Consider the following 25,659-nt stretch of genomic DNA (forward strand, 5'->3'; position numbering starts at 1 on the left):
GATAGGGTTTTAGGTATTTTCCGGCAAAGCGCTGCAAGAATCTTTAGAAGCTTTGAGGAGTGGTTTCAATCCCTGATAGGGTTTTAGGTATTTTCCGGCTTGCTTTTCTTCCAAAGTATCGAGCCAAATATCTTTGTTTCAATCCCTGATAGGGTTTTAGGTATTTTCCGGCCGCCCGCTCCAGAAGCCTTGGTGTATTTGGTTTTCAAGGTGCAGTTCCGTGAATCTAAAACAAAAGTACCATTTCAGCCCTAGGCTTGTCAATCCCCAATTTTTCATACTCACTCCAAAAACGTTATCCTGTAAAGCTTTCAGATTTTCCGTGAATCGTTTTTTGAGACTAGGGGCATCAAACTCTTGCTGCACATCAGTTTCAGCCGAGAAATTTGATACCCCTATTTTAACACCTACCCGTTCACGGAAACTAGGCAAAAAATATTGTTCGATCGGCAGGAACGACCCCACCAATACGTTCAATCTTACCTTGACAGCAGGCGCACAGCGGAAAAAACAAAATACTGTCTTCGTTTGGTTTGATGACTTTGTTCAGGCGCGATCGTAATTTAGCGTATTGCGTCTCAGTCAGATCGGCACACTCAAACACACTATACTGCATCCACTGTCCGTAGGATTTCAGCATTTTGTGAATCTTTGTCCGGCGCTTGTCTTCCGAAATATCGTAAGAAATCAGAATGTGCATATCTAGTACAAAACTAAAGGTGGATATTTGTCAATCTCGCCCATCAAATACTTCGCCAACAGCCGCCCCTGAATCTCAAAAGCCTCTCGATAAGTGCACTTACGTTTCAAAACTGGATGCTTAAACTCAGACTGCTTCTTCTTTTCATACAACCTCAAAAACTCTTTCCGTCCCGTTTCCGACAGTCGCATCACATTACTCAGCGGTTCCACCGTAAAATCATTCGGTGTCAGAATCCGGCGGTTAATCGCGTTCAGAATTACACTATCCGCCACCAACGGGCGGAACTCTTCCATCAAATCAAACGCTAAACCGACGCGGCCGTAGCGCTGCGTATGAAGGTATCCTAAATAAGGGTCAAATCCCACAATATTAATCGCGCTTTGGACATCGTGACGTAGCAGCGTATAAGCAAAATTCATCAAAGAATTCACCGCATCAGTAGCAGGGCGGTGTCGCGGTTTAAACACAAAGCCTTCCGCCCGAATTAATTGGTTGAAAACTCCAAAATACGCCGCACTCCCAGCACCTTCATGGCCGCGCAAAGAATTAATGTTGTCAGTTTTGTCAAGTTTGGCGATCGCATTTGAAATCTGCATAATTGCCGAACTTAAATTTAGTTCCGAATGTTCCCGCTGAGTTTGAGATAAACTGGTGCGATAGTTCTTCAATTTTCCCCGAATAAAACCCTGGACAACATGAATAGCTTGCGGAGTTTCCCCCGCCGCTTTCCACTGAGCATTCCGAACGAAAATGTTTTTACTTAATTCCGGTTCCAGCTTACCCAAATAGTGACCAGTATCGGTGATAAAAGTCAGAGGAATTTTCCGCTGAAGCAATTCTGCAACCGCAGCCGGGGAAATAGTCGCCCGTCCCACAATCACCACTCCATCTAAATGAATCAAAGGCACATCCTGTAATATTTGATTCTTTGCCTTGACATTCAGCCGTTCATCTGTTTTGCCGATAAACACATCATCTTGATTGATATAAAGTGTTCCCATGATAGACTCCCAAAAATGAGGTTTAATTAGCTTCTTGATAGCGCAGGACTTTTTCAGCAGCTTGCGGCAAACATTGCTGATAAAGGCTGCAACCCTGACAGCGTTTGCTATAATGCGCTGGAGGAATTTTGCCAGTTTGCAGTAAAATTTGGATAGCGTTGATAGTGGCGATCGTCTCCCGTCTCAATCCCTCAGAAATCTCCACTAACTGCCGCTGATGCGACTGCGCGTAATAGACATATCCAGTCGCAATACTTTTCCCCGTCATCTCCTCCAAACAAAGGGCTTGGGCGCAAACTTGCAACTCATCGTTATCCCATTCGCCCTTGCGCCCCCGCTTGTACTCAACGGGATACAACTCACCATCGGTTGATTCAATCAAGTCGGATTTCCCAATCAGCATATACCTTTCAGACTTCAGCCAAATCGCCCGCACCTGCCAAGTCTCATCGCGGTTGATTTGACTGAGAGTGTGAACGCGATCGTGCAAACTCGTCCCTTCGATGGTATACTGGTTATCCGTGAATTCCCCCGCGCAAGACATTCGCCAGCAGCGGTGGGGACAGTAAGAGTATTGGTTCAAAAGTGCGATCGAAATGTAATCAAAATCGTTCATAATTTTGATAGTTTGTAGGAGATTAGTAATTGAAATTAGCAACAGGCAAGATGCCTGTTCCACAAGAGTTTAGTGTTATTGTGGGGTGGGCATCTTGCCCGCCCTCAAAATTGGGAATTAGCAACAGGCAAGATGCCTGTTCCACAAGAGTTTAGTGTTATTGTGGGGTGGGCATCTTGCCCGCCCTGGACATCCATAATTAGCAACAGGCAAGATGCCTGTTCCACAAGAGTTTAGTATTATTGTGGGGTGGGCACTGTTCCACAAGAGTTTAGTATTATTGTGGGGTGGGCATCTTGCCCGCCCTGGACATCCGGCATCTTGCCCGCCCTCAAAATCGGTTCAACTCTTATTAACAACAATCCGTCGAGTCATCCCCATCCCCATCGGAGTTTTCCTCCCAACCCCGCAGTAAAGAGCAAAATCCGCCAAAGCATTAATTTGCTTAATCACCAAAGGCTCCACATCACCCAAAATCCGATAACTAACCTCCCCAACCATGCCCACAAAATTGCTTTCATAGTTAGTCAATCTTTCAGTTTTGATATTGACAAAAGTTGAAAAAAGTGCATCCAATGGCAAATTAGGAATCTCAATCCCGCTGTACTTATTCCAGCGACTCAGTAGACTATTAAAAACGCAATCTCTAGTAGGAATCACCGAATCGAACTTCCCCTGTCGAAAGGTAGTAGGCGTCGCAAAACTGAAGGCAATTAAGCGATTAGTTTCCGAAGCTTGTTCGTAAAGTTGAGAGTAAGTACAAGCATTCGCCCAAGGTTGATCTACTTGAGGTGTTCCGAGAATCTTCGTAATCATCAAATCCGCCGGGCCAAGATGCCACGGACGGGATGGATTGAGATTCAGCCAAAGGTGAGTTAATTTGCCAAATAAAGTGTCATCCAGCAGACTAATTCGCCACCAACAGAGAGAGTGTTCTGGAATTGGTTCTGTGTGTTCCCATTGGAGGGAATGGTGTTTTTTGAAAGGGCATTTTTTAGTTTGCAAAGGGCTGAGGGTGAAGGATTTGTCGGCTGTGGCATCGTGAAGGCGATCGCCGAGTTGTTTGTCAACGGAGCTCACGAGGGTGAGAAACAGGGCGTGCAGGTGTCTTCCCGTGAGGTATCCGGGGGGAATTGGGGCGATGGGGAGTATGTTGAGGATGAGACTGTGCGGCATATTTGGATAGTAAAATTAATGTGTGATAGGTTCGTAGTGAGGACTTCAGTCCTCAGCAGGACTAAAGTCCTTACTACGAACCTAAGAGTTAGTTAGCCCGAAAGCGGTATTCCATACAAGCTGGAATTTGGATATTTTCAAGCTTGTAATATTTCTCGCCTATTTTGATTTCTTCAAGCTTGTAATATTGCCCACGAATTTTGATATTTTGAATCAAACTTACTGGGGGCATATTCACCACATCGTAGCTCATCACTTGATGCGAAAACATCACATCTAAGGGATTAAGCAAATAGGGAAAAATGAAGTCACCATTTTTGCGCTCGAATTTTGTAATTTCATCAGTCTTTAATTCAGCTTTACTCATCCATTTTCCCAAACGAATCCATTTAGCTAGTTTCAGAGGCTTCTCTGAAATGATGAAAAACTCAAATTTGCTTTCCGGCGCAATCTCTTTGGTTCTGCCAAAACTGGGAATATTTTTCTGGGTTTTCTCCATCTCAACGTGATAGTTGTTGTTGGCGTATTTCCAAGTGTTGAGAGTAGAGGAGTGAAAGATCGATCGCGCCGGAGTAACATAAATTCCCTGCTGGTTGAGCGCCGTTAAATGCGGCTCGTATTTAGGAACTTGTTCGGGACAGAAATATCGATAGGAATCTTCTTCAGAAACGGTGGTGGCATAGACTTCGCTATCCACCAAACCGAGGGCGTAACAAAGCGCGTAATTGTGAATTACAGGCTCTGTTTCGTAAAGTCTCCCTATCTCGCGAGTTGCAAAATAAAGGCTATCATGCAACTCGATTTGACAGCGGTAAATTAAAGTCATGGTTTTTACTCCGCTGCTGTTGTAGCTCCTGCTTTACCCTTGATATGCTTCTTCGCGTAAGCTTTAGCCTCATCATCAGCTTTCTTTAAAATTGCTTTAAGCGTTGTCTCATTACTCGTCAAAGCCTTAACTTCTTTAAGAATAGGATCAAATTTTTCACCGATAAAAGCAGTTTTTACAATGGGTTCGTCATCCAAAAGAGATTGAATTGCTGTCTCAGCGTTATCCATCACATCATCTTCATCTAACGGGTCAAGAGATTGCAGCACTTCATCAGGAAACAGGTCATAAATTGCCTGAGTCCAACGGAGGTTACTGGTGATTTCGCCATCAGCAAAAACAACACCAATTAATTCATTACGCATCGTGCCTGTACGAGTGGTTTGTGCACCGTAACGACTGGTACGCAGGATGTTATTCAAAACATATAGAAAGCCTGCCTCAGTTGCATCTTTGAGAGTGATAATGCTAGGAAAGAAAACCTGTGGTCGAATATGATCTTGTTGATTAATTCGGGCTGTAGTTGTACCAATTTCTCCATCTAACTTACCCTTATCTTTGCCTTTTGGTAATTCTTTCATCTCTCCCTTCGCTGCCATTGTGCCATTTTCATAAGGAGCATTCAGCGTAAATGTTTCATGAGAATCATCAAAGGGTGTGATTGAGTATGCAGTATCAACCACCACCTTAGATTTTTCCGATCCAGAATCACCAATAGCAAAGCCATAGATAATGCAGTCGGGGTTATCCATTGCGAATCGGACGTTATACTCGCATTCTTGTGCGGTCATAAATCCATAATTACGAAGCAATTCCCGACCAACTAAGCGTTCAGGTGTAGATTGTTTGCGTTTGAACATCGTCAGACGGCTGATCGGAGCGCTATTTTCGCGTTTTCTTCCTGCTCTCACTCTCGCCTTATTAAGTTCTTGGTCTGTTTGAAATAAGGGATAGGATTCAGTGACACGAATAGTCAAAAAATGGATATATTTTCCCATTGGCTTGTAGGGAATTTCATTTTGGAAGCATTTGGTTTGGTCAAGATTCTTTAGAAAAGTCATTGTTTGTCTCCAGTTAGGTTTTGTAAATTAAGTTTGGTCAATTGAAAAGCTAGTTAGTCATCATTGTCAGAATCAGAATCTTCAAGATCATTCTCACTCGCTTGCTCTTTCCTTGCGCGATATTTCTTATCGCCTTCAAGGCGATAAAGGAACTCGCAAGTATCTCGAATGAGGTTGAGTTGACGACCAGCTAAACGAGCGCGATCGCCTGCAAAAGACTTTTCAAATACTTCAACAACAAAGTAATTGGCAAAGTCCATAATTGCCTCGCGTTCCTCATCCCGTTTAGCAATCACCCAACGTCCCTCAGCGGTAGAGTTATGCACTCGCTCCATCAGTTTAAAGATTTTAGCAGCTACAGTTTGGACTAGATTAAATCCTTCCTCCTTATATGCTTTGAGAATTACATCTGCTGCTTCATCAATTGGCTTGAGAATTGCATTTGATTTGGTCGGTTTTCCGGGAGTCGATTTAGCCCGGTAGAACTTGCGATAAAGTTCTGTAAGTTTTTTGGGATGATTCAAGGGTGATTCTGCTTCCACAATTAAGTCCTCCGATTCAGGTTTATAGGTAACGTAGGGGTCAAAACAAGGGTAAAATGAGTGAGCATAAAGTTTGATTTTACTCAAACTCGGTGCATCTAATTTTTGCTTACGAACCCAATTCTTTAAGTAAGCAAAAACATAAAGCAGGCTAGTTTCAAAATCCTTGGCGAGTTCGCTCAGTTTACCCCAGTTGGCATCATAGCCAGATTTTCCCTGCTTAGCATTCACATCTAAATGAATTGCATAAGCAGCAGTTAAAGCATTTAAAGGTGCAGGGTATTTTTTACCGTTTTCCTCCCATCCTTCTAAGATATAGTCGAGACGGAAGCGATCGCGCTTCGTCAACACCCTAAAAGCTTGGGGTACACTGTCAAGAAATACGCTTTCTTCAAATTCTGCACCGTCATTAAATGGTGGAATTGGCGACTCGGAAACTACGGTTTTGACATCCAGAATCATGGGAAATGCAAAAGCTAACCAAGTTGGCATTACCCAGGATTCGGTATCAGTTGCATCTCGGCCGGGCGGAAGCGCCATGAAGTAAAATGTTAGGGGTTGGTCTTCGGGATAGGAAAGTTTGAAGGTGCGGTCTTTTCCTGGTTCGATGTTTTCATCTATGAGGAAAGCATCAATGCTTTGGTAGCGATCGCGTCCAAAATCGGCTTGCAAATCCTTGCTGATAAAATGATTGCGAATGCTGGTATCAAAGCGGGTTTGGGCAATGCTAGTGTAGGCTTTTTGCAGAAACTTATTTGTCTCTGGGGTGAAGTAATATGTGGGATAAAAATAGAGATAGCGATATTTGCCATCTTCAAATTTTTTGCCCACAGCTTGAGTTTGATTCATTAAAATTTGCCTCAGCATCATTTCCAAACCTGCAATACTAGAAATATTGCGTTTGGCGTTAGAACCTCCCAACATTTGTTTGTTAGTGTAAACTTGAGGGGTGAACAAAACGGCTGATTCCATTTGTTCTGTTACCGTGTAAGCTGAATGGGAAATCGAACAGATTAACTGTCTTCCTCTACCCTGTTTTTTAGCGAGTTGATAGCGTTCCAACTCATCTAAAAATACGTTACTGGATGCTGTGTCCAATGGTGTATTTCCGGGTAACATGACAACCCGCGTTACCCACAAACGCAAATCGTCCCAACCGTCGGGCAATTTGTACTGTGAAAGAATGGGTTTAATCATTTGGGAAATGTGGGCGATCGCCTGTTCGTAAACTTCCCGCACATCCTCAATTCCTGGGTGATGTTCTAGGTACTTTGCTGCTAAATAGTACCATTCGTAAGGAACGCCGCCTGTATTGCCTTTTAGTTTAAGTTCTTTCAGGCGTTCATTAATCCGTTGAATTTCTCTCAGGGCTGGCAGATATTCAGATAGGTTCCAAAACTTAGCAATTTCATCGACAATATCTAGATGAGTTAGGGCGGGTAGTTTTTTGTCTTTCTTGCGTGCCGCTTCGATGGTATTAACCTGTTCTCCCCAAATCTTGCGACTCACTAAGTCCCCAAGTTCAGCAATCTGATCGATCCGAATATCGTCGTCAAACTTGAAGTTATAATCAGCAGACAAAACATCCTGACGCTGAAATTTTATCAGATTATCGCTGCGACTTTTGGCAACAGAGTTTTTTCCTATTTTGAGAATGCGTAAAGTAGCATCAACAGCAACTAGCATCAACTCTGACGCATCAAAAAATAGGTTATAGTAATCGGCATATTTCATGCCTTTACCATCTCTGCCAAAACCAGTTTGTCGCCGTTGCAATTGTCCGGCGCAGAGTTGTTTGATCTTGCTAACTACCCGTTCGGGCAAGTCTGCAATTGAAATAGCAGGAGCATCCGATCGCGCTAGATAAATTACACCTGTTGGTAGGTACAGCAATGGTTCGTAGTAGGTGCAATCGTCGGTATTTAGTGCCGTATGCACTTCCATTAAAGCGTTATTGACGACGTTGGTAAGTACGCCTCTGTTTTCAGCGATACTGTGATAAGTGAATTTTAATTGCCCGTCGCTGAGGCTGTGGATTAACTCGTTGAGCCTGGTATTTTCTGCATCTTGGGGATGTTTGATAATAGATGCTAGGGAATCTGCTAAACAAGTCAAGTCTGAGAGACTACGGAGTGTGCGATCGCGCAACACTGGATTTAACCCAAATTCGGAAAAGTTCCAGTTAGTATCCCAACGCCGCTGAGCGTTGTAAGCAAGGCAGAGCAAATCGTCAATGTATTCTCGATAAGCATCTGGATCGTCGGGATTGATGAAGCGATCTAGTCCTAACTGTCGAACTTTTTCATCAATAATTTGACGGTGCTTTTCTAGCGGTAACTTGCGACAATCGTTGGGGACATCGGGGAATTTTTCAAAGTCGTGGAGAATAAATCCAGCAATTACTAACCGCCGTTCTTTTTCTCCTACAGATCGCCGCACGGTGGTATCGAGTTTTTCTAACCGCTGTTCAATTAAATTAGCAGGAAATAATCCATTTAGCAGGTGAGTATTTAGGGACTGATCGCCTGCGTTATCGCGCCTGACGTTCTCTTTTCCTTGTTTGCGATCGAGTTCGTCAAAAAATTTGCCGCCTTTGGCTGTGACGCCGATCGCAACTCGCAGCAGATTTGGCAAGACATATTCTGCGAAATCTCCCATGACGCGATCGCCTGGATTTTGACTCTGAATGGCTTCTCGCAAGAGTTTGAGGGTTAGTAAGTCGCGAGTTTGAGGTTCGATCGTGCGATCGGACGTTTCAAAGTTTGCCCCTAATTCTTCATCTTGCAGCCAGTCATCATCTGCATCATCCGATCGCTCTGAGTTCAAATTGACTGGGATATCAAAATTTAATGAGAGTTGTTGGTACTCTTGATCTGGTTTTTGACGTTTTTTAGCCATTTTATGCCTCTAGGGAGTCTATGTTGATACCGAAAACAGATTATTCATTGCAAATAGCATCTCCATCTTGAGAAAAAGGATTTACTAGACACTCCAATTCAAAAATTTTGTCTGCTCGATCGCGATTAATTCTTCTGAGAGCACTATTTTCAGCCTCAAGTGACTGAATTTTAGTTTGTTGATTATAGACAATAGTTACAAGTTGTTGACATTTCTGCAAAATTGAGGTATTGAGCCGGAATTGGTTCAGGTCTTCTGTTAAAGCACAAAGCAAATGGCGTAGTTGGTCAGCGTCAAGATTTTGCTGGGGCATGGGCGGTTGTCCTCGTGGATCACAACACTGTCAGTGTAACACTGCTTAAAGAGTAAGCGAGAACCATTTCTTTTTTACCACCTCCTACCAACCTCAACTTTAAATGTGGCAAGAAAGTAATTTTTGACATTTTCACCTTTATCTGCTATGGTTGCCTCCTGGGAAACTAAAACTGCTTGCAAATGTTTAAGCAAATCCAAGCCCCTATTAGGGATTGAAACCTCGCCTACTCCTTTGTTTGATGCTTTCCCAGCATTGACTTCTGTACAATGTAAACTCCCTATCAGGGCTTGATATTCTACGCAATCCATATTTCATCCCCCTTGCTCTTGAGCCAGTGGGCCAGCGTGTCCACCAACAGCGCCGACTGCCCAAAAGCTATAGAATAAGGTGCAGTCGTATCGTGGATACTGTATCGATCGCAAATCGGATAAATCTGAAAGTGCACCGGCAGTCGCAGGCGCGATCGCACTTCAGCCACCGGATAACGCAGGACATAACAAACCAATGCTTGCTTCTTCAAACGCTTGTTGATTTCCCCGATCCAATAATTCTCAGGTTGCAAAACCTCAATCCCCGTTAAAACCTGAACCTTCCAAGCAGCAGCATTTTCCTCCAATTTTCCCGAATAAGTAAATTTCCAATTCAGTCTTTCCTCCCGATAACTACGCAACTTCAAAAAAGCCAGACAATGTTTAAATCGACCTTTGGCAATTGGTTGCCCAATGCGTTCAGATGTCTCCTTCAACATTTGCATAAATGCAAATTCCGTCATCGGTTCGATTTCCAAGTTGCTCAAAATTCCTGGTAAATCGTAAGTTTTAAATTTGTCTGCCTCATGGGAATCAGTTAAATCGCAGATGGCGCATTGCAGAGGACTAGAACCTCGAAAACTGCTAGCATCTTCAACAATCGGATTTCCTGTCTTGTTTCCCGATCGCTCTTGCCACTCTTTACCCCACTGTTTAATATTACCGGCCACTTTCCCCAAGCTAGTTTTAAATACTTTTTGAGCAGCTTCCTGAAAAGCTTTCTGACTTGATGCGTACTGCTGTTTAATTGTTCTGTGCCCTAATTCCCAACAAATTTGAACAGACTGCACCGCACCCCACCGCGAATAATATCCCTCAAAATTATTGATTTGGCGGTAGTTTTCGCGAATTTGTTGATAGAAAAAAGGACGATCGTAAATTCCGCTTGACTCTAAAGTGGCAGTATCACCTGCAAACAAGCGTTCGACTAAAAAATTAGGGATGAGTGCTATGGCTGTAAAATTTTTAAACTGAATAAACTCTCCATTGCGATCGCACCCATCGTGTCGCCCCAACCTTCCTAATCTTTGGATGAAGTTGCCCGCATCGGCGGATTCAAAAATCAGCAAATTGATTTTGAAGTCTACCCCGACATCAATTGTGCTAGTACCGAGAACTAAGTCTGACGAGAGCGATCGCTCTTTTTCCATCTTTCCCGACAACCCGGTATTTTCGCCAACAACTAAACCGTGAGGCGCGAACAATTCCCGAAAAAATGGTGTCAGCCGCTTGACGGCAGCAATTGAATTCAGGATAATCGCTCCTTTACTCCCCGGATTGTGTTTAAAGTGAGTCAGGATGAGATTTGCACTGTCTTTCAGCCAATTTTCAGAAGCTTTTGAAGTTGGTTCTAGGGAAATAAAAGTCAGCGTACTTTCCCTTAATATCTGCCGCCAGGAGTCTGTTTTCAACTGTTCTATTTCGGCGGGGCGATCGGGAAACCGATATTTGCCTTCTTTTAAAGGATCGATAGTTTGACAGCGAAAACCTGCTGTTTCTAGTCTGCTAATTAATTGCTCGTCTGGAGTTGCTGACAGAAATACAAACTTTTTCCGGCGGTTTGTATGACGAATTAATAACAAGGTATTGATGACGCTGGCAATCTGAGGAGCCGCAAAAACATGAAATTCATCAAAAATGAATAGGTCAAAATCTTTGTCGATTCGACCCCACAGTTTATCGGGGCTATCTTCAGAGCTTAAATACGCTCCTCGGTGCAGATGGTGCAAGATATCAGGGTTAGTTAATAAAATCTCTGATTGACTTGTGCGAGATGCGATCGCGGCTGCTTTTCTCAATCCTTCATTTTCTGCATAGATTTCTAATTCCGAGCCGCTGAGTCGGACAACGCGGGGTTGATGATCGGGCTGAAATTGTTCGATATAGCGCTTAATTTGAGTCTCCTGATCTCGCGCCAGTTCATTCGTAGGATATAGCGCCACTGCACAACAATCTGTCTGCAATGTTTCTAAAAAAGCGGCTAAACTTTTGCCATCGCTAGTGATAGCTGAGTTGAAAATGACATCAATATTGCGATCGCGAATTGCCTTTAAAGTTTCGAGTTGATGCCAAGAAAGTGTCCAATTTTTCGGTAATTTGACTCCCTTGGGAATTTCCGCAGCGGGACAGGAGTAAACGCATTTGAGGGTAATCTGGTAATCGGACATATGCTGAATCTGTGTCCGTAGAAAGTGGATATTTCCCATATTGACACCGACAATAGAGATTATCAAGCCCGTACAATGAAGAAGTGTCCGTATACTTATGAGTCGCAAAGGTCAATCGATCACCCTGTCTGTTTCTGAACGAGATAAAACTGAGTTGGAAGCCTTGGCCCAAGAATTTGGGAAGACGTGGGGCGATCGCCCGAACATATCCAAACTGATAGAAGCGATCGCCCGCCGCCAACTGACGATCGCCCCGAACCACGACTGGCCCCAAACCCGCATCCAAGCCCTAGACATCGCCCGACAGCAATTGCTTGACTTGGGCAAAATCGATGAAGCGCTGGCAATTGCCGAATTGTTGAGCTCACGCAGCGAACTAACTCTCCCCTTCCGGGCTGAAATCGAGGCGTTTTTGAGTAACCCCTTACCCGCTTGGCGGCAAAAAATCGATAACTTCATCCACAGACAGCAACCATTTCGCCTTTCCTATCGAGATGCAGCCGATCGCCTTTGGCATTACACAGTCTTGCACGCTAGGATTGTCCCTATTGAAAAGCGACAGTATTTAATGTGTCGCTGCGAGGAATCTGAGGGAAATCAAGACGTACCGGGACTCGAACATAATTGGACGCTACTACTCGATCGCATTGAAGATGCTGCGGTGATTTCGGTCGATCGACCTTGGCTGCCAGATTTAGCCAGGATTCCCGTAGAATTTCATTTATCCGGCAGACTTGCCTTTAACTACAGGCGGAAGCAAGGCGATGTGGAAGTCAGCGAATTAGAAAGCGATCCGCCAATTAGACGAGTGATTCGGAATATCTCCAATACCTTCTGGTTTTTTCGCGAAATTACCCCCTATTGGGAAGATTGCGCGATTGTCTCGCCCCAGAAAGTGCGCGATCGATTCCAACAAAAACTGATCGCCCTTTGCCGTCAGTACAATCTGGAAATCCGCGATTAGAACACGAGATTAGACTCTCACCCAAGAAACCGGGTTTTTTAGCGAATCTGTCGGTCACAGTCAAGTATTCTCGTGAAAAACCCGGTTTCTGACCACCCGTGCGATCGCGAAATAACAGATTAGCCGTCCAACAAAAAGCAGCCCGTAACAGGCTGCACATCGAAAAAACCGTTGTTTTGTTGGAGGAGAAAACTTTTAAATCGAATTCAAATTGCCGTTATATCAAGTCTCTGGGACTCCGGCGGGCGATCGGCTGCCAACCAATTTCGCCATCTTTATCTACCGCTGACTCACCTTACCATCAGAACAAAACTGCAAATCCTCGTTACGCTGAAAGTTCGTTGACCATTCTCACCCGGCCTTTGAGCACTGCCCGCAGCAGGCGGTTGACACAGCATCTATCTTCGTCATTCAGCGACTCGTCTAAGGTGGCGGCCATCAAACCGTAGCGATCGGCTAATGTCAAAACGCCTGTGTCGGTTACAGAAGCGAGGATTTCAGAGATAGCGCCGGGGAGGAGTTGTAAAGCTTTCATGGCAGTGCGGTTGAATTCGATATATTCATAATCGCTTGGTTTCCTCAAAAGATCGGTGATATTAAGTAGGTTCCGCAGGTGATTATTTTGGATGAAAGCAAGTGATCGGAGTAGAGTAAATGTGTGACACGAATCACAGCACTACAGGTGCGGCAGGTAATTGCATCCCAGCCTAACCTTTGGTAGAACGCGGGATTGATGGCGTTTCGCTAAAATGATTTAATCTCTCAACCAGTTGAAATTTTACCCCTGTACCGAAAATGCTTGATTTTCTGAATCCCATTTTGGGCCGCAAGCCCGATCGCATCAAAGCCAATGTTGAAATTTATACTTGGCAAACCTGTCCGTACTGTATCCGCGCCAAAACTTTGCTGTGGTGGAAAGGCGTCAATTACACGGAATACAAAATTGACGGCGACGAAGCTGCTAGAAATGCCATGGCCGATCGCGCTAACGGAAAGCGCAGCGTGCCCCAAATATTTATTAACAGTCAACACGTCGGCGGCTGCGATGACATTCACAAACTTGATGGAGATGGAGAGTTAGATGCACTGCTAGCTCAAGCAGCCGTTTAAATATTGTTCATAAAAGGTTCGTAGTAAGGACTTTAGTCCTTGAATTCTTAAAGAAAGGACTAAAGTCCTGACTACGAACCTTTGGCATATGAGGTTCGTAGTCAGGACTTTAGTCCTTAAATTTCCCAAGAAAGGACTGAAGTCCTTACTACGAACCTTTGGCAAATTTACTTAGGTTATCTTGCCGCCATTTAGCATCTGTACGCCTGTTTGTTGGCAATTCTAAGACCCGAATCCCGTTATTTGGTAGAAAACTTAATTTTTGTTGGAACTGCTCCCAATGCTCAATTATCTCGTGTTCCACGCCGTAAGTTGCACACAATTGAGCAAAATTGATATCCTGCGGTGTGGCAAAAAACTCTTCAAAGGGCGGGTCAAATTTAGCAACTGGCAACATTTCAAAAATCCCGCCACCGTTGTTATTAATTAAAACAATTGTCAGATGACCGACAAATTTATTTGTAATTAAAAAGCCGTTGGTGTCGTGCAAAAGTGTTAAATCACCTGTTAACAAAATGCTGCTTTGATTGCGGTGGGCGACTCCTAAAGCTGTTGACAATGTGCCGTCTATGCCGTTGGCGCCGCGATTGACAAAAGGTTTTATTTCTAAGTTGTTCGGCTTCCAGAAAAACTCGACATCTCGGACTGGCATACTGTTGGAAATAAATATGGGTGTGGCTGGTGGCAATATTTGGGAAAGCAGCCAAGAAATTTTTGGTTCGATGATGTTGTTAATTGCTGATAGTTTTTGGTCTATTGTTTGTCTGACTTGGGTTTCGGTGTTTCGCCAAAGTTGGAGGTATTCGTTTGATGGAGAGGTGAGGGGTAGGCACGGGGGCACTACCCCTACAAAATTCTGGTTTTTTGTTTCATTGTTTGTAGGGGCAATCCCCCCGTGGTTGCCCTCGTTGGTGGGGAGGGGTAGGCACGGGGGCACTACCCCTACAAAATTCTGTTTTTTTGTTTCATTGTTTGTAGGGGCAATCCCCCCGTGGTTGCCCCGATCTTGAACCCCCCCTAACCCCCCCTTGGTAAGGGGGGGGACTTGAGTTAATAGAGTTGCGAGGTTTTCTACAGAGGTTCGTAGGTGAATTGTTGGGCCGTGTAGGGGATCGAAGTTGTGGTGGCCCGGATCGATTATGTAGCGTTTTGCTTGGGTTTTGTCTAACCAGTTTCGCAATTCTTTGCTTGTGGGTAAGTCTCCGATTTGAATGGCGATTTCTGGGGTTAATTTATCTGCTAGTTCGCGGTTTCGCAGGATTAAATCGTAGGTGGAAATTAGATGGGGGTTGAGTTGGGCGCGGTTTCTTAAGGGCGATAGTCCTTCTGCTAATACTGGCCAGTTTAATAGTTGGGAAATTTTGCCGATCGCACTACAATACTTTTCTGCATCTTCAGGCTGGGCTACACCTGCAATAATAATCCCTTTACTGCATTCGGGCCATTGTTCTATTGCACTTCTTACTCCCCCCCTTGGCAAGGGGGGGCTGGGGGGGCTGGGGGGGGTAGAAGTTTCTGCTGCACAAATCGGTTCTATTGCACTTCTTACTCCCCCCTTTAACAAGGGGGGGCTGGGGGGGGTAGAAGTTTCTGCTGCAAAAATCGGTTCTAATCCTGCAAAGAAATATTCGATATCGAATTGTGTTTCTAAAGCTTCGACAGCAATGTCTGAAACTGGTACAAGCGGATCCCGAAGGGGGATGTTGAGGTGCACGGGGCCGGGTGTCGGAAAGGTCGATCGCTCGATCGCGTACACGATCGTCTGTCGCACATAGTCTAGCATTCCTATGGACGCTGAAGGGATGGCTAATTCCGCTTGCCAGTTGGGATAATTGCCGTATAGTTTAACTTGGTCGATCGCTTGTCCGGCGTGACAGTCGCGCAATTCGGGGGGTCTATCTGCTGTGAGAATTAGCAGCGGAATTCGACTTTCACGGGCTTCGATAATCGCCGGATAAAAGTTGGCTGCGGCGGTTCCTGAGGTACAAATTAGGGCGGTTGGTACACCGGATTTTTTGGCGATTCCTAAGGCGAAGAAACTCGCAGATCTCTCGTCGAGGATGGGGATAGTTTCTATTAACTTATTCTGGGCGAAGGCTATGGTTAGCGGGGCCGATCGCGAACCGGGACAAATTACGGCTGTGGTTAGTCCCAGTCGCTGCAATGTCTCGGCTATTATGGAAGCCCAAAGAGTGTTTGTGTTCCGAAAGTCAAGCATTTTGTTGTTTTGGCGATCGCTAATATTTTATGACATATAACGGTTCTCAATCAAAGCTCAATAAACCGGGTTTTTTCGAGATTGAGGGTTTTTGGCTAGTATTGGCTGAAAAACCCGGTTTCTGGCTACCCATATCTAAGTCTTAAGTTACCAAATTTGTCGCTACATAGTTATGAGATATAGCAGTTATCGCAAAAGTAAGGTATGCCCTATGCCCTATGCCCTATGCCCTATGCCCTATGTCTTATCTCATTTTTCGCTCGAAAGGCTATATTATTCTTAAACTAAAGCATTTAAAAGTGCTTGCAGTTTCAGTTGAATTTCTGCTAGTTCTTTATCAGGTTCGGAACCTGCCACAATTCCAACACCAGCATGAAGTATAGCCCGAGATCCATCGATTAAAGCCGATCGAATGCCGACAGCAAATTCGCCGTTACCAGTGCGATCGATCCAGCCCAGGGGTGCTGCATACAAAGAGCGATCGCAGCTTTCGCAGCCCCGAATTTGCTGTAGTGCAATATCCCTCGGTACCCCCGCTACCGCTGGCGTTGGATGCAGTTGGGCTAAAATTTTCAACAAGTGAATATCTGGGGGAATTCTAGCCCTGATGGGTGTCCACAAATGCTGAATGTTGGATAGTTGCAGCAGTCTCGGTAGCGGGGAAAAGTCGGGATGGATGCCGAGACTCGAAAGGCGATCGATTATAAAGTCAATCACAGCTTGATGTTCTCGAATATCCTTTTCGCTGTTCAGTAAATCTTTGCCTAAATTACCATCTTCTGCTTCAGTTTTTCCCCTCGGTGCAGAACCGGCTAAAGCATCTGCGATCAACTGATTGTTGTGAATGCTAATTAAGCGTTCTGGACTGGCACCTATAAATTGCTGACCTTTGCCGTTACTGGTAGAAAACACGTAGCAACCTGGATAGGTGAGGCGCAAGTTATTTAAGGAATCTATTACGCTAAAAGGTGTTTGGCAAATGACATTTATAGCTTGGGACAACACAATTTTACTGAAATATTTAGACTCGATTAATTCTAAAGCGGACTTGACAGATTTTTTAAATTGAGCGGCATCATTGACAGGAATTTGTTTTAATGGAAGTGAGTTTTGGCTGTTAATTAATTTGATGTATTTTTGAGAGGCAATTTTATCAAATTGTTTGCTAATGGTTTCAGTAATAATTTTAACATTTATATCTCTATCTATTTTGGCATTGGCGACAATTGTACAGCTATCGTTGAGGCGAGTAATCTGCCATTTGGGTAAAAATATGGTACCGGGGGGAAAGTAAGAATTGGTGGCGACATTCTCATCAAAAAAAGCAAAGCTACAAAAAAAGTGCGGCCCGCTAAAGGGCAAACGTTCCGTACCGATGGTAATTGTCCGGGAAAGACTTGATTGAATAAAATTTTGAGCGAGGGCAAATCGATCGCTTCCTGCTACTGTGAGATGGATTGCCGAATCTAGGGCGGCGATCGCAAAACTGTTGCCGACAATGGGGTCTCTTTTTTCAAAATAAAAGTGTCTGTCATCGGGTGTGGCAATTTCTTGCAGTACCGCTAGCGGATCGACGGGGGAAATTTCCTGAGAAATACTAACTATTTTTGTTTGATCTTTTTCGGTTAAAGACTGCTGGCAATCTAACAGCAACTGATGCAGTTGATTGCGGTCTTGCAAAAGATTGGCGCGGTGCGGTATTACTGTCATGAAATCGAGAATAGCAGATTTGTCAGAAAGAGTGCGGTTTTGTCCCGCTATAATCCCTATTTCGATCTAACCACGCTCGGGCGATCGCCAAACATGACCTTTCGAGTTTCCCGACTGTTTGGGCACGCTGGAGGGAGAAAACAGACGATTGCGCGATCCATCGAAACATTTAGACATAAAACTTAAGATTGAGAGGGCGACTCTCGGTAAAAGGCGATCGACCCCGCAGAGGTTTGCAGGTGGGCATTACCGGGCGTGCGATCGCCCGCAAAGACTATCAACGGATGCCGGAGGCGCACTCAAGCGGAGACTTAGCAGACATTCTTCACCAATAAAATTGTAAAATTACTGAGCTGCTATCAATTGCATCAAGTTTGTGTAATGACAACAAAGATAATTGAGCGTTCAAATAGTAAATTGTGGCTGGCGGCAATCAAGCCGCCCATGTACAGCGTTGCTGTTATTCCTATTTCAGTAGGAACTGCAATTGCTTTTGCCGAAACTCAAACGATTAATGCGTCAATTTTTTCGACATTTTTAATTTCAGCCATTTTAATTATAGCATGGCTGAATCTCACCAATGATGTATTTGACTCGGAAACAGGGATAGACAAAAATAAAGCACATTCCTTGGTAAACTTAACCGGAAATAAAGCTTTAATTTTCTGGCTTGCCAATCTATTTTTAGCAATCGGAGTGTCGGGAATCTGCGGTATTTCCTGGTGGCAAAAAGACCCAACAGTAATTTTGCTAGTAGTTTTGTGCTGCGCCCTCGGCTACACTTATCAAGGGCCGCCGTTTCGTTTGGGCTATCAGGGTTTAGGCGAAATTATTTGCTTTTTTACCTTCGGGCCGCTAGCTTTAGCTGCTGCTTATTACAGTCAAAATCAAACTTGGTCTGCTACTAATTTCGCAGGTTCGGCAATAGTGGGAATTACTACGAGTATCATCTTATTTTGTTCTCACTTCCATCAAGTTGAGGACGATTTGGCGGCGGGTAAAAAATCGCCGATTGTCCGAATTGGTACGAAAAAAGGTGTGCAGTTGTTGCAGTGGTTGTGCGGCAGCGTTTATGCTTTGACTGTGCTGTTTGTGGCGCTGCGAATGTTCCCAATTTGGACGCTGTTGATTTTTGGAAGTTTGTTTTTTGCGATCGACCTTTGCCGCCATGTCGCAAACTATCACGACCAACCCGCAAAGGTCAGCAACTCTAAGTTTATCGCAGTGGCGCTGCATTTTACGAGCGGTTTGCTGCTAGCGCTGGGGTTTGTGCTGTAGTTTGGGCGATTATCGAGAATTTCGGTAAAATAGAACTATGGTTCGTAGTCAGGACTTTAGTCCTATCTGCAAGATTTTAGTCAATAAGGACTAAAGTCCTTACTACAAACAGTTTGATATTGAATCGAAAACAACGAGAAGAAAATCATGAGTACGCCAGTAGAAACTAGCCCAATCCTCACCCTAGAAGAAATCTTTAGTCTGTATCCTGATGAGTGGGTACTCATCGTCAATCCTGAATTAGATGAAGAATTAAGCGTGATTCGAGGTGAAGTTTTAGCCCATGCAATAGAACGCGATGAAATTTATAGTAAGCTTTCATTAAGGAATGGAAAATCGGTGGCAATAGAATATACTGGATTGATACCTGACAACCTAGTAATGATATTGTAATAAAAATAGGAGCTTAATGGTGTAGATGAACAAATCTAAAAAATATCAATTTCACTATTCTTTAACTGGGAACAAAAATCAGCCACTAATTTTATTACTCCACGGATTCACGGGCGACAGTCAAGACTTTAACAGCGTCATTTTCTTACTATCTCAAAGTTATTGTTGTCTAGCAGTTGACCTTCCCGGTCACGGACAAACCAGAGTCATCGGCGACGAAAGTTGCTACAATATGTCAAATACAGCCCAAGCATTGATCCACTTATTAGATGATTTACAAATAGACAAATGTTTGTTGTTGGGCTACTCAATGGGCGGGCGATTGGCGCTGTACATGACATTACATTTTCCTGAAAGATTCGAGAAAGTCGTATTAGAGTCAGCTTCTCCGGGATTGAAGAGTGAAAAAGATCGATCGCACAGACGGCAAGCCGATTCACAAACAGCACAAAACCTCGAAAATAGCAACATCAAAGATTTTATCTTAAACTGGTACGATCGCCCTTTATTCAAATCATTAAAAAAATCCCCCAAATTCGAGAAACTCATAGAAAGCCGTTTAGCAAACAATCCCTTAGAATTAGCAAAATCCCTCCGCAACATGGGAACTGGCCACCAGCCCTCTCTGTGGGAAAAACTCGCCCAAAATCAAATCCCCATTCTCTTGCTAGCGGGAGAAGATGATGATAAATTTCAACGTATCAATGCAGAAATTGCCAGCTTGTGTCCGGCTGCTACTCTCAAGATTATACCAAACGCTGGTCACAATATCCATTTTGAAAATATTGATGACTTTGCATCAGTTGTGAGACAATTTTATGATTAACGGGTAGTCAGAAACCGGGTTTTTTGCGAAAATCATTCGTTGTTACCGACAAATTAGGTAAAAAACCCGGTTTCTTTGGCCTTAGTGATGATTAACGGGTAGTCAGAAACCGGGTTTTTTACGAAAATTATTCGTTGTTACCGACAAATTAGGTAAAAAACCCGGTTTCTTTGGCCTTGGTGACAATCGACTAAAAAACAAATGCTATATAAATTTGAGTTTCGCACCTATCAGCGAAAATTTAAGCGCCCGCTACAAACAAGTCACGGCATCTGGGATATGCGAGAAGGAATCATCCTGCGGCTTATTGACGAAAATGGTCGCATTTGCTGGGGAGAAATTGCCCCGCTGAGTTGGTTTGGTTCGGAAACTTTTGACCAAGCATTAGATTTTTGTCAACAGTTACCTGCTAATATTTCAGAGGAAATAATCTTCAGTATTTCCGCTGAATTACCAGCCTGTCAATTTGGCTTTGAGTCAGCTTGGGAAAATCTGGGCCAAGCAATCGAAAATACGCCTCGTCAAGACAAAATTCCGAAAAATCAGTGTAGCGGTTTATTACCCGCAGGTGAAACAGCTTTGCAGGTTTTACCAATGCTTTGGTTGGAGGGATATCGCACGTTTAAATGGAAAATTGGCGTTGCTGTAATTGAGGAAGAATTAACGATTTTTCAGCAGCTAATCGCAGCAATGGATGATTTAGCCGATCGCCAAACAGCACTTTTGCGCTTAGATGCTAATGGGGGACTCACCTACTCCCAGGCTGAAAAATGGCTGGAAGCTTGCGATAGCGTGACAGCAACACCCGACTTGGCCGCCCAGATTGAATTTTTGGAACAGCCGCTGGCGATCGCACAGTTCCCAGAAATGGTACGATTGAATGCTACTTATACAACGGCGATCGCCCTAGACGAATCCGCAGCCAATCTCGATCGCATCCAAGAATGCTACAACCAAGGCTGGCGGGGAATCTTCGTCATCAAACCTGCGATTGGCGGTTCCCCATCCCAACTCCGCAAATTTTGTCAAACTCACAATATAGACGCAGTTTTCTCATCAGTATTTGAAACCAAAATTGGCAGACAAGCCGCCTTAAACTTAGCAACAAACTTATCTGTAAATAATAGAGCCCTAGGCTTCGGTACCGATAGCTGGTTCGACGACAATCAAGACACCTGGTTACAGCATCTATGGCAGAAAATCTCACAGTAAATACTCTGAATCTTCCCTGTGACTTCCCCGACAATTGGCTAATCGGTGGTGACAGCGGCGAATTTGCTCAAATTGTCGATCGGCAATTGCAACAAATCACCCAAAATCAAACAGGAGAAACACCCCTAAAAATTTGCCTAGCCGAACCAGAACCCCTGCAATTTCTTGCCAGTTTCATCGCCGCCCGCACCGCCAAATGCCAAATTTTTCTCTGCAATCCCAACTGGGTAAAAGAAGAATGGGAACAAGTCTTTGATTTAGTCCAACCCGAACTAATTTGGGGACAAAATACTAATCTTAAAAACACATTTCCCCCTCTCCCAGTCCGCGGAGGCGGACTTCGTTTGTATAGCCGCGAATTCCATTCGCCGGGATTCCATCATTCACCCGAATTCAATCATTCGCCGGGATTCCATCATTCGCCGGGACTCAATCATTCGCCGGAATTCCATCATTCACGAGAATTACCTTCACCCGAAATAGACGAATTAGCTACAATAATGATTCCCACGGGAGGTTCCTCGGGAAAAATCCGTTTTGCCATCCACACTTGGGAAACCCTCACAGCCTCAGTCCAAGGTTTTCAACAATATTTTAACCTTGACAAAATTAACTCATTCTGCGTATTACCATTATACCACGTCAGCGGTCTCATGCAATTTATGCGATCGTTCACAACCGGGGGAAAACTGGCAATTGCATCATTCAAAACACTAGAAGCAGGCGAAAAATCCGATGTCGAACCCGAAGAATTTTTCATTTCTTTAGTACCAACTCAACTGCAACGGCTGCTGCAAAACCCAGATACAACTAATTGGCTATCCCAGTTTCGTGCCGTACTTTTAGGCGGTGCTCCCGCTTGGCCCGAACTTTTAGCCACAGCTAGAAAGAATCAAATCAAATTAGCGCCGACTTACGGCATGACAGAAACTGCATCGCAAATCGCTACACTCAAACCCGAAGATTTTCTCGCGGGGAATAACACTTCTGGTCAAGCTTTACCTCACGCGAACATAACTATTCGCAGTGCAAGCGGCGAGATTTTGTGCTACAATCAAATTGGGAATATTAGCGTTGATGCTAAATCTTTAGCCTTGGGCTATTATCCTGAACGATTTGGCGATCGCCCATATTTCCAACTAGATGACTTAGGATTTTTTGATAAAAATAACTGCTTAAATATCATCGGACGTAGCAGCGACAAGATTATCACGGGCGGAGAAAACGTATTTCCTGCCCAAGTCGAAGCCACCATTAAGAATACTAATTTAGTGGCAGATGTTGCTATAATTGGCTTACCAGACAAAGATTGGGGGCAAGTCGTTACGGCTGTTTGCGTTCCCGCTAATTCCGAAGTTACTGTCAAAAACTTACAAGCAGCAATAGAAGATAAGTTGAGCAAATTTAAGCGACCAAAAAATTGGGTTTTCGTCGCACAATTGCCTCGAAATGCTCAAGGCAAACTCAATCGAGAACAATTACAAGAAATTGCGGTATCATCTCTGGCGAATCAATAGTATTAACCGAATTTGACAATAATTTCCCTAGGGCGGGTTCATCAATATCTACAACACAAGTGAGAAATCTCAAAAACCCGCCCAATGCCCAATGCCCAATTCCCAATTCCCAATGCCCAATGCCCAATTCCCAATTCCCAATTCCCAATTAATCCACACCTAACAGCCTTCTCGTCTTCTCAGCTTCTTGCCTTTGAACATCCACAAACTTCAACATTTGGTAAAGTACCTCTATTTGTGGCAACTTAATACCTGCTTTTTGGGCTACCCGCATGGGATTGCCAAAAATTGCCTCAACCTCCAGAGGACGCGATTCATCGTAATCGATTTTCATGCTGGTGCGGTAAGGCTTCATTTTATGAGTGTATTCCAGCATATGCGGGATAAAATCATCGGGAATAATGCGATCGCAACTTTTGGCCCCTGCTACCACTTCCCTCATGATTTGCTCAACTAAAATCAGAGTATTCGGATTCGCCATCAGTTCGTCGGTTCTCGCATTCAAAACCACAGAGAGCCCGTTATAAGGAATATTCCAAACCAGCTTTTTCCACCTAGACAATAGCAAATCTTCGCTCATTTTAATCGGAATGTGAGCGCGTTTAAAATCCCTAGCAATATGGTGCAATCTATCAGTAATACCGATGGCTTTGTAGTCTTTGGCATATTCGCCTAGCGTGATCGTACCGTAATCTAGGTGGCAGATATGACCGGGGCTGACTTTATAAGAACAGAGAAAGCACAGCCCGCCCACCACTCGTTCTGCACCGACAATTTTAGCTACTTCCGGTTCGGTATTCAGTCCGTTTTGCAATACTAAAACCGCGCCGTTATCCTTTAATAGAGGAGGCAAAAGTTTTGGCAACAAGTGATTTTGAGTTGTTTTCAACGCGACAATTACTACGTCGCACTTAGGCATTTTGTGCGCGTCGCGGTAGGCGCGGACTTGCGGGAGGGTGAAGTCGCCTTCGGGAGACTCGACAATCAAACCATGTTTTTTGACGCGCTCGTAATCGCTCCGCAGCAAAAAATTGACTTCTAAACCAGCTTTTTGCAGTCTAGCACCGTAGAATCCGCCTAAAGCTCCCGTGCCGACTATGGCATAATTGCGATTTGTCATAAGAAGAAGGAAGAAGGAAGAAGGAAGAAGGAAGAAGGAAGAAGGAAGAAGGAAGAAGGAAGAAGGAAGAAGGAAGAAGGAAGAAGGAAGAAGGTCAGTAGCGCGAGCGTCCCCGCTCGCGAACGTTATCAGGAAGAGGGAAGTCGGAAGAAGGAAGAATGCTTCTTATAGAGCTGGTTTTTAAGTCATCTGTATTTACGTTTAATTAAGTGGAACTACTTAATATAAATAAGTCAGAAGAAATTTTAAACTAAACAGAAATTTGACTGTCATTCCCTGCTATTATTTAAATATTGAAGTTATCTAAAATCTCAACTCTCAAATTGCCTCATCCACTGCATTAAGTCTTCAGATAGCTGTTTTTTGGTTCTGCTAACTGCATCGATGCAGACGTGCTTAGTCAGAGCTTTAGCCCAGCTTCTGCCTGCAACTTCCCCTGAAAATACTTGATAGGCAATTTCAAATTCATCGCCTGCAACTTGTGTGGGCGTCAATTGAATCGTCAGCCGATCGCCCGCAAATAGTGGACGATAAAAATCTACACTAGCATGAATTATCGGAAATGCAACCTCTCGATCGCCAAAAAATGCTCTGAGATTGACTCCTGATGCTGCTAGAGATGCCTCGTAAGCTTCGTGGCACATCGCCAAAACGTTTGCAAAGTAAACGACTCCAGCAGCATCGGTATCTTGAAAGCGCACAGTGCGGGTGTAAGTAAAAGGCATTTGAGGTAGTCGCGGGCGATCGCAAATTAAAGCTGAATTTTACCAGAAAGAATTGGTTGAAAGCCAGAACCCTTTGAGGGAGAAGTTAAGATCGGGCTATTCATTACTCCAATACTCAGGCTTCTAGATAGAGGTCGCTCTCCAACTGTCAACTGTCAACTGTCAACTGTCAACTGTTGAACAACCATCATATCGGTAAACCAGCACTTTTGCAGCAGCGATCGCCTAACTAAGCAGGCGCTAATTTTTGATCTTCTCAAACTCACCCTCCTCACTCCTGCCCCTGCCCCTGCTTTCTTAACCTTTGTTTTTAATCAACATCACGTCTATAATCTTGAGGGCAATTTCTTCGGAAAGATCCAATGCACAGTAAAGATCGTTCAAAAGTTGTTCTTCTTCTTCTGAAACCTCGCCATCTGCTAAAGCAATATCAGTTGTCACAGCAAAAACTGTTTCTTTAAGTTCGTCGGGAAGTGTTGCCAAAGCCGCATTAAACAGTACCTGAACTCCTTGCCGTTGCAGAATGTTCAGCAGCCGATCGAGCATTTTTCGCATCACATCATCTGGATAGCTGCGGAAAAGTTGCATCCGAGATAGTGTCATGCTAATCGCTTTACTTTCGCTGTCATTGATGTAACCGTCGGCTGCTACGGCAATTAGCGCGATCGCCGCAAATGCTTCGGCAGGCCCTAACGTGACATCAGTTTGTTGGCGAGTCTGCGATACTTTGTCAAATAAACCCATAATACTTTCCTCATTCTTTAGTAGTGGATTCACGGAGTCCCTATGGGCTCTGGCTTTGGAAGCTTCCTTGGCTGGGGATTTCAACAATTATATCAAATCTGCTGAGTTATTTATTATTACTAAAATTATGAAAAAATTAAGATTTTTAATTTTTGCCTTCGGCGCTGTAAGGGCGGGTGACAGTTGACAGTTGACAGTTGACAGTTGACAGCACTTGATCTGGAAGG

At 44.0% G+C, this 25,659-nt stretch carries 25 protein-coding genes; 9 read left to right on the forward strand and 16 right to left on the reverse strand.

Annotated features, from left to right (window positions below; translation table 11 throughout):
• Positions 1-424: 424 nt before the first annotated feature.
• From cas2 to cas3, 10 genes are all read right to left on the reverse strand, one after another.
• On the reverse strand, positions 425-700 hold the full coding sequence (gene cas2 / locus JGK14_RS14505) for a CRISPR-associated endonuclease Cas2 (protein ID WP_293197652.1): 276 nt from the start codon (positions 698-700) through the stop codon (positions 425-427).
• A 2-nt stretch (positions 701-702) separates the two neighbouring features.
• Positions 703-1,704 (reverse strand): type I-D CRISPR-associated endonuclease Cas1d, encoded by a 1,002-nt coding sequence (gene cas1d, locus JGK14_RS14510; protein ID WP_325315203.1) that lies wholly within the window; start codon positions 1,702-1,704, stop codon positions 703-705.
• A gap of 22 nt (positions 1,705-1,726) precedes the next feature.
• Positions 1,727-2,320, reverse strand: a complete 594-nt coding sequence (gene cas4, locus JGK14_RS14515; protein ID WP_293323775.1) for a CRISPR-associated protein Cas4 — start codon at positions 2,318-2,320, stop codon at positions 1,727-1,729.
• Positions 2,321-2,662: 342 nt separating this feature from the next.
• Positions 2,663-3,496: a CRISPR-associated endoribonuclease Cas6 gene (gene cas6, locus JGK14_RS14520; RefSeq protein ID WP_293224907.1), complete on the reverse strand. Its 834-nt coding sequence runs from the start codon at positions 3,494-3,496 to the stop codon at positions 2,663-2,665.
• 88 nt (positions 3,497-3,584) lie between these two features.
• Positions 3,585-4,322, reverse strand: coding sequence for a type I-D CRISPR-associated protein Cas5/Csc1 (gene cas5d, locus JGK14_RS14525; RefSeq protein ID WP_293224905.1), 738 nt, complete (start codon positions 4,320-4,322; stop codon positions 3,585-3,587).
• A gap of 5 nt (positions 4,323-4,327) precedes the next feature.
• Positions 4,328-5,383: a type I-D CRISPR-associated protein Cas7/Csc2 gene (cas7d, locus tag JGK14_RS14530; protein WP_293182291.1), complete on the reverse strand. Its 1,056-nt coding sequence runs from the start codon at positions 5,381-5,383 to the stop codon at positions 4,328-4,330.
• 53 nt (positions 5,384-5,436) lie between these two features.
• On the reverse strand, positions 5,437-8,823 hold the full coding sequence (gene cas10d / locus JGK14_RS14535; RefSeq protein WP_293224903.1) for a type I-D CRISPR-associated protein Cas10d/Csc3: 3,387 nt from the start codon (positions 8,821-8,823) through the stop codon (positions 5,437-5,439).
• 40 nt (positions 8,824-8,863) lie between these two features.
• A complete protein-coding gene (locus tag JGK14_RS14540; RefSeq protein WP_293224901.1) occupies positions 8,864-9,136 on the reverse strand; it encodes a hypothetical protein in 273 nt (90 codons plus the stop codon).
• A 74-nt stretch (positions 9,137-9,210) separates the two neighbouring features.
• Entirely contained in the window at positions 9,211-9,447 is a 237-nt protein-coding gene (locus JGK14_RS14545) for a hypothetical protein (protein ID WP_293224899.1), read from the reverse strand.
• Entirely contained in the window at positions 9,435-11,615 is a 2,181-nt protein-coding gene (cas3, locus tag JGK14_RS14550; protein WP_325315204.1) for a type I-D CRISPR-associated helicase Cas3', read from the reverse strand. The genes JGK14_RS14545 and cas3 overlap by 13 nt, the downstream gene beginning before the upstream one ends.
• A gap of 97 nt (positions 11,616-11,712) precedes the next feature.
• On the opposite strand from cas3, the gene JGK14_RS14555 reads away from it, so the two are divergent.
• Positions 11,713-12,579: a WYL domain-containing protein gene (locus JGK14_RS14555; protein WP_325315205.1), complete on the forward strand. Its 867-nt coding sequence runs from the start codon at positions 11,713-11,715 to the stop codon at positions 12,577-12,579.
• A 325-nt stretch (positions 12,580-12,904) separates the two neighbouring features.
• Here the strand turns inward: JGK14_RS14555 and JGK14_RS14560 are convergent, their stop codons facing one another.
• Positions 12,905-13,114: a hypothetical protein gene (locus JGK14_RS14560; RefSeq protein ID WP_293182340.1), complete on the reverse strand. Its 210-nt coding sequence runs from the start codon at positions 13,112-13,114 to the stop codon at positions 12,905-12,907.
• 260 nt (positions 13,115-13,374) lie between these two features.
• Here JGK14_RS14560 and grxC point away from each other — a divergent pair, with 260 nt between their 5' ends.
• Positions 13,375-13,689: a glutaredoxin 3 gene (gene grxC / locus JGK14_RS14565; RefSeq protein WP_293182299.1), complete on the forward strand. Its 315-nt coding sequence runs from the start codon at positions 13,375-13,377 to the stop codon at positions 13,687-13,689.
• A 148-nt stretch (positions 13,690-13,837) separates the two neighbouring features.
• On the opposite strand, the gene menD is transcribed toward grxC, so the two are convergent.
• Both menD and JGK14_RS14575 read right to left on the reverse strand, forming a co-directional pair.
• Positions 13,838-15,907, reverse strand: a complete 2,070-nt coding sequence (menD, locus tag JGK14_RS14570; RefSeq protein WP_325315206.1) for a 2-succinyl-5-enolpyruvyl-6-hydroxy-3-cyclohexene-1-carboxylic-acid synthase — start codon at positions 15,905-15,907, stop codon at positions 13,838-13,840.
• 279 nt (positions 15,908-16,186) lie between these two features.
• Positions 16,187-17,617 (reverse strand): isochorismate synthase, encoded by a 1,431-nt coding sequence (locus JGK14_RS14575; RefSeq protein ID WP_293182303.1) that lies wholly within the window; start codon positions 17,615-17,617, stop codon positions 16,187-16,189.
• A gap of 188 nt (positions 17,618-17,805) precedes the next feature.
• Between JGK14_RS14575 and JGK14_RS14580 the strand changes: the two genes are divergently transcribed.
• From JGK14_RS14580 to JGK14_RS14605, 6 genes are all read left to right on the forward strand, one after another.
• The gene (locus JGK14_RS14580) at positions 17,806-17,952 is read left to right on the forward strand and encodes a hypothetical protein (protein ID WP_293182305.1); all 147 of its coding nucleotides are present in this window, start codon (positions 17,806-17,808) and stop codon (positions 17,950-17,952) included.
• A 46-nt stretch (positions 17,953-17,998) separates the two neighbouring features.
• Positions 17,999-18,895: a 2-carboxy-1,4-naphthoquinone phytyltransferase gene (menA, locus tag JGK14_RS14585; RefSeq protein ID WP_293197660.1), complete on the forward strand. Its 897-nt coding sequence runs from the start codon at positions 17,999-18,001 to the stop codon at positions 18,893-18,895.
• A gap of 147 nt (positions 18,896-19,042) precedes the next feature.
• Complete coding sequence (locus JGK14_RS14590) at positions 19,043-19,288, forward strand: hypothetical protein (protein ID WP_293205470.1); 246 nt, start codon at positions 19,043-19,045, stop codon at positions 19,286-19,288.
• 25 nt (positions 19,289-19,313) lie between these two features.
• On the forward strand, positions 19,314-20,114 hold the full coding sequence (gene menH, locus JGK14_RS14595; protein ID WP_293231746.1) for a 2-succinyl-6-hydroxy-2,4-cyclohexadiene-1-carboxylate synthase: 801 nt from the start codon (positions 19,314-19,316) through the stop codon (positions 20,112-20,114).
• Between the two features lie 201 nt (positions 20,115-20,315).
• Positions 20,316-21,326 (forward strand): o-succinylbenzoate synthase, encoded by a 1,011-nt coding sequence (locus tag JGK14_RS14600; RefSeq protein WP_325315207.1) that lies wholly within the window; start codon positions 20,316-20,318, stop codon positions 21,324-21,326.
• Positions 21,305-22,843: a 2-succinylbenzoate--CoA ligase gene (locus JGK14_RS14605; RefSeq protein ID WP_325315208.1), complete on the forward strand. Its 1,539-nt coding sequence runs from the start codon at positions 21,305-21,307 to the stop codon at positions 22,841-22,843. The genes JGK14_RS14600 and JGK14_RS14605 overlap by 22 nt, the downstream gene beginning before the upstream one ends.
• A 148-nt stretch (positions 22,844-22,991) precedes the next feature.
• Here the strand turns inward: JGK14_RS14605 and JGK14_RS14610 are convergent, their stop codons facing one another.
• Positions 22,992-23,963, reverse strand: a complete 972-nt coding sequence (locus tag JGK14_RS14610) for a putative 2-dehydropantoate 2-reductase (RefSeq protein ID WP_293182315.1) — start codon at positions 23,961-23,963, stop codon at positions 22,992-22,994.
• Between JGK14_RS14610 and JGK14_RS14615 the strand changes: the two genes are divergently transcribed.
• Positions 23,950-24,147 carry a hypothetical protein gene (locus tag JGK14_RS14615; protein WP_325315209.1) on the forward strand — a complete coding sequence of 66 codons (198 nt, stop codon included), beginning with the start codon at positions 23,950-23,952 and terminating at the stop codon, positions 24,145-24,147. The two genes, JGK14_RS14610 and JGK14_RS14615, sit on opposite strands and share 14 nt — an antisense overlap.
• A 127-nt stretch (positions 24,148-24,274) precedes the next feature.
• Here the strand turns inward: JGK14_RS14615 and JGK14_RS14620 are convergent, their stop codons facing one another.
• Together JGK14_RS14620 and JGK14_RS14625 are read right to left on the reverse strand one after the other, a co-directional pair.
• Positions 24,275-24,688: an acyl-CoA thioesterase gene (locus tag JGK14_RS14620; protein WP_293193227.1), complete on the reverse strand. Its 414-nt coding sequence runs from the start codon at positions 24,686-24,688 to the stop codon at positions 24,275-24,277.
• Positions 24,689-24,985: 297 nt separating this feature from the next.
• Positions 24,986-25,432, reverse strand: coding sequence for a tellurite resistance TerB family protein (locus tag JGK14_RS14625; protein WP_293182342.1), 447 nt, complete (start codon positions 25,430-25,432; stop codon positions 24,986-24,988).
• Positions 25,433-25,659 lie beyond the last annotated feature (227 nt).

Origin of the sequence: Microcoleus sp. PH2017_28_MFU_U_A (genome assembly GCF_020738035.1) — a bacterium.
Taxonomy (GTDB): domain Bacteria; phylum Cyanobacteriota; class Cyanobacteriia; order Cyanobacteriales; family Microcoleaceae; genus Microcoleus.

Coding starts and splice junctions, on each gene's coding strand:
- cas4 (WP_293323775.1), bottom strand. CDS start 2,320: ATGAACGATTTTGATTACATTTCGATCGCACTTTTGAACCAATACTCT.
- JGK14_RS14600 (WP_325315207.1), top strand. CDS start 20,316: ATGCTATATAAATTTGAGTTTCGCACCTATCAGCGAAAATTTAAGCGC.
- JGK14_RS14605 (WP_325315208.1), top strand. CDS start 21,305: ATGGCAGAAAATCTCACAGTAAATACTCTGAATCTTCCCTGTGACTTC.
- JGK14_RS14555 (WP_325315205.1), top strand. CDS start 11,713: ATGAGTCGCAAAGGTCAATCGATCACCCTGTCTGTTTCTGAACGAGAT.
- JGK14_RS14560 (WP_293182340.1), bottom strand. CDS start 13,114: ATGAAAGCTTTACAACTCCTCCCCGGCGCTATCTCTGAAATCCTCGCT.
- menA (WP_293197660.1), top strand. CDS start 17,999: ATGACAACAAAGATAATTGAGCGTTCAAATAGTAAATTGTGGCTGGCG.
- cas3 (WP_325315204.1), bottom strand. CDS start 11,615: ATGTCCGATTACCAGATTACCCTCAAATGCGTTTACTCCTGTCCCGCT.
- JGK14_RS14620 (WP_293193227.1), bottom strand. CDS start 24,688: ATGCCTTTTACTTACACCCGCACTGTGCGCTTTCAAGATACCGATGCT.
- JGK14_RS14590 (WP_293205470.1), top strand. CDS start 19,043: ATGAGTACGCCAGTAGAAACTAGCCCAATCCTCACCCTAGAAGAAATC.
- grxC (WP_293182299.1), top strand. CDS start 13,375: ATGCTTGATTTTCTGAATCCCATTTTGGGCCGCAAGCCCGATCGCATC.
- JGK14_RS14540 (WP_293224901.1), bottom strand. CDS start 9,136: ATGCCCCAGCAAAATCTTGACGCTGACCAACTACGCCATTTGCTTTGT.
- cas10d (WP_293224903.1), bottom strand. CDS start 8,823: ATGGCTAAAAAACGTCAAAAACCAGATCAAGAGTACCAACAACTCTCA.
- menH (WP_293231746.1), top strand. CDS start 19,314: ATGAACAAATCTAAAAAATATCAATTTCACTATTCTTTAACTGGGAAC.
- cas6 (WP_293224907.1), bottom strand. CDS start 3,496: ATGCCGCACAGTCTCATCCTCAACATACTCCCCATCGCCCCAATTCCC.
- cas5d (WP_293224905.1), bottom strand. CDS start 4,322: ATGACTTTAATTTACCGCTGTCAAATCGAGTTGCATGATAGCCTTTAT.
- JGK14_RS14625 (WP_293182342.1), bottom strand. CDS start 25,432: ATGGGTTTATTTGACAAAGTATCGCAGACTCGCCAACAAACTGATGTC.
- cas7d (WP_293182291.1), bottom strand. CDS start 5,383: ATGACTTTTCTAAAGAATCTTGACCAAACCAAATGCTTCCAAAATGAA.
- JGK14_RS14545 (WP_293224899.1), bottom strand. CDS start 9,447: ATGGATTGCGTAGAATATCAAGCCCTGATAGGGAGTTTACATTGTACA.
- JGK14_RS14610 (WP_293182315.1), bottom strand. CDS start 23,963: ATGACAAATCGCAATTATGCCATAGTCGGCACGGGAGCTTTAGGCGGA.
- cas1d (WP_325315203.1), bottom strand. CDS start 1,704: ATGGGAACACTTTATATCAATCAAGATGATGTGTTTATCGGCAAAACA.
- menD (WP_325315206.1), bottom strand. CDS start 15,907: ATGCTTGACTTTCGGAACACAAACACTCTTTGGGCTTCCATAATAGCC.
- JGK14_RS14575 (WP_293182303.1), bottom strand. CDS start 17,617: ATGACAGTAATACCGCACCGCGCCAATCTTTTGCAAGACCGCAATCAA.
- cas2 (WP_293197652.1), bottom strand. CDS start 700: ATGCACATTCTGATTTCTTACGATATTTCGGAAGACAAGCGCCGGACA.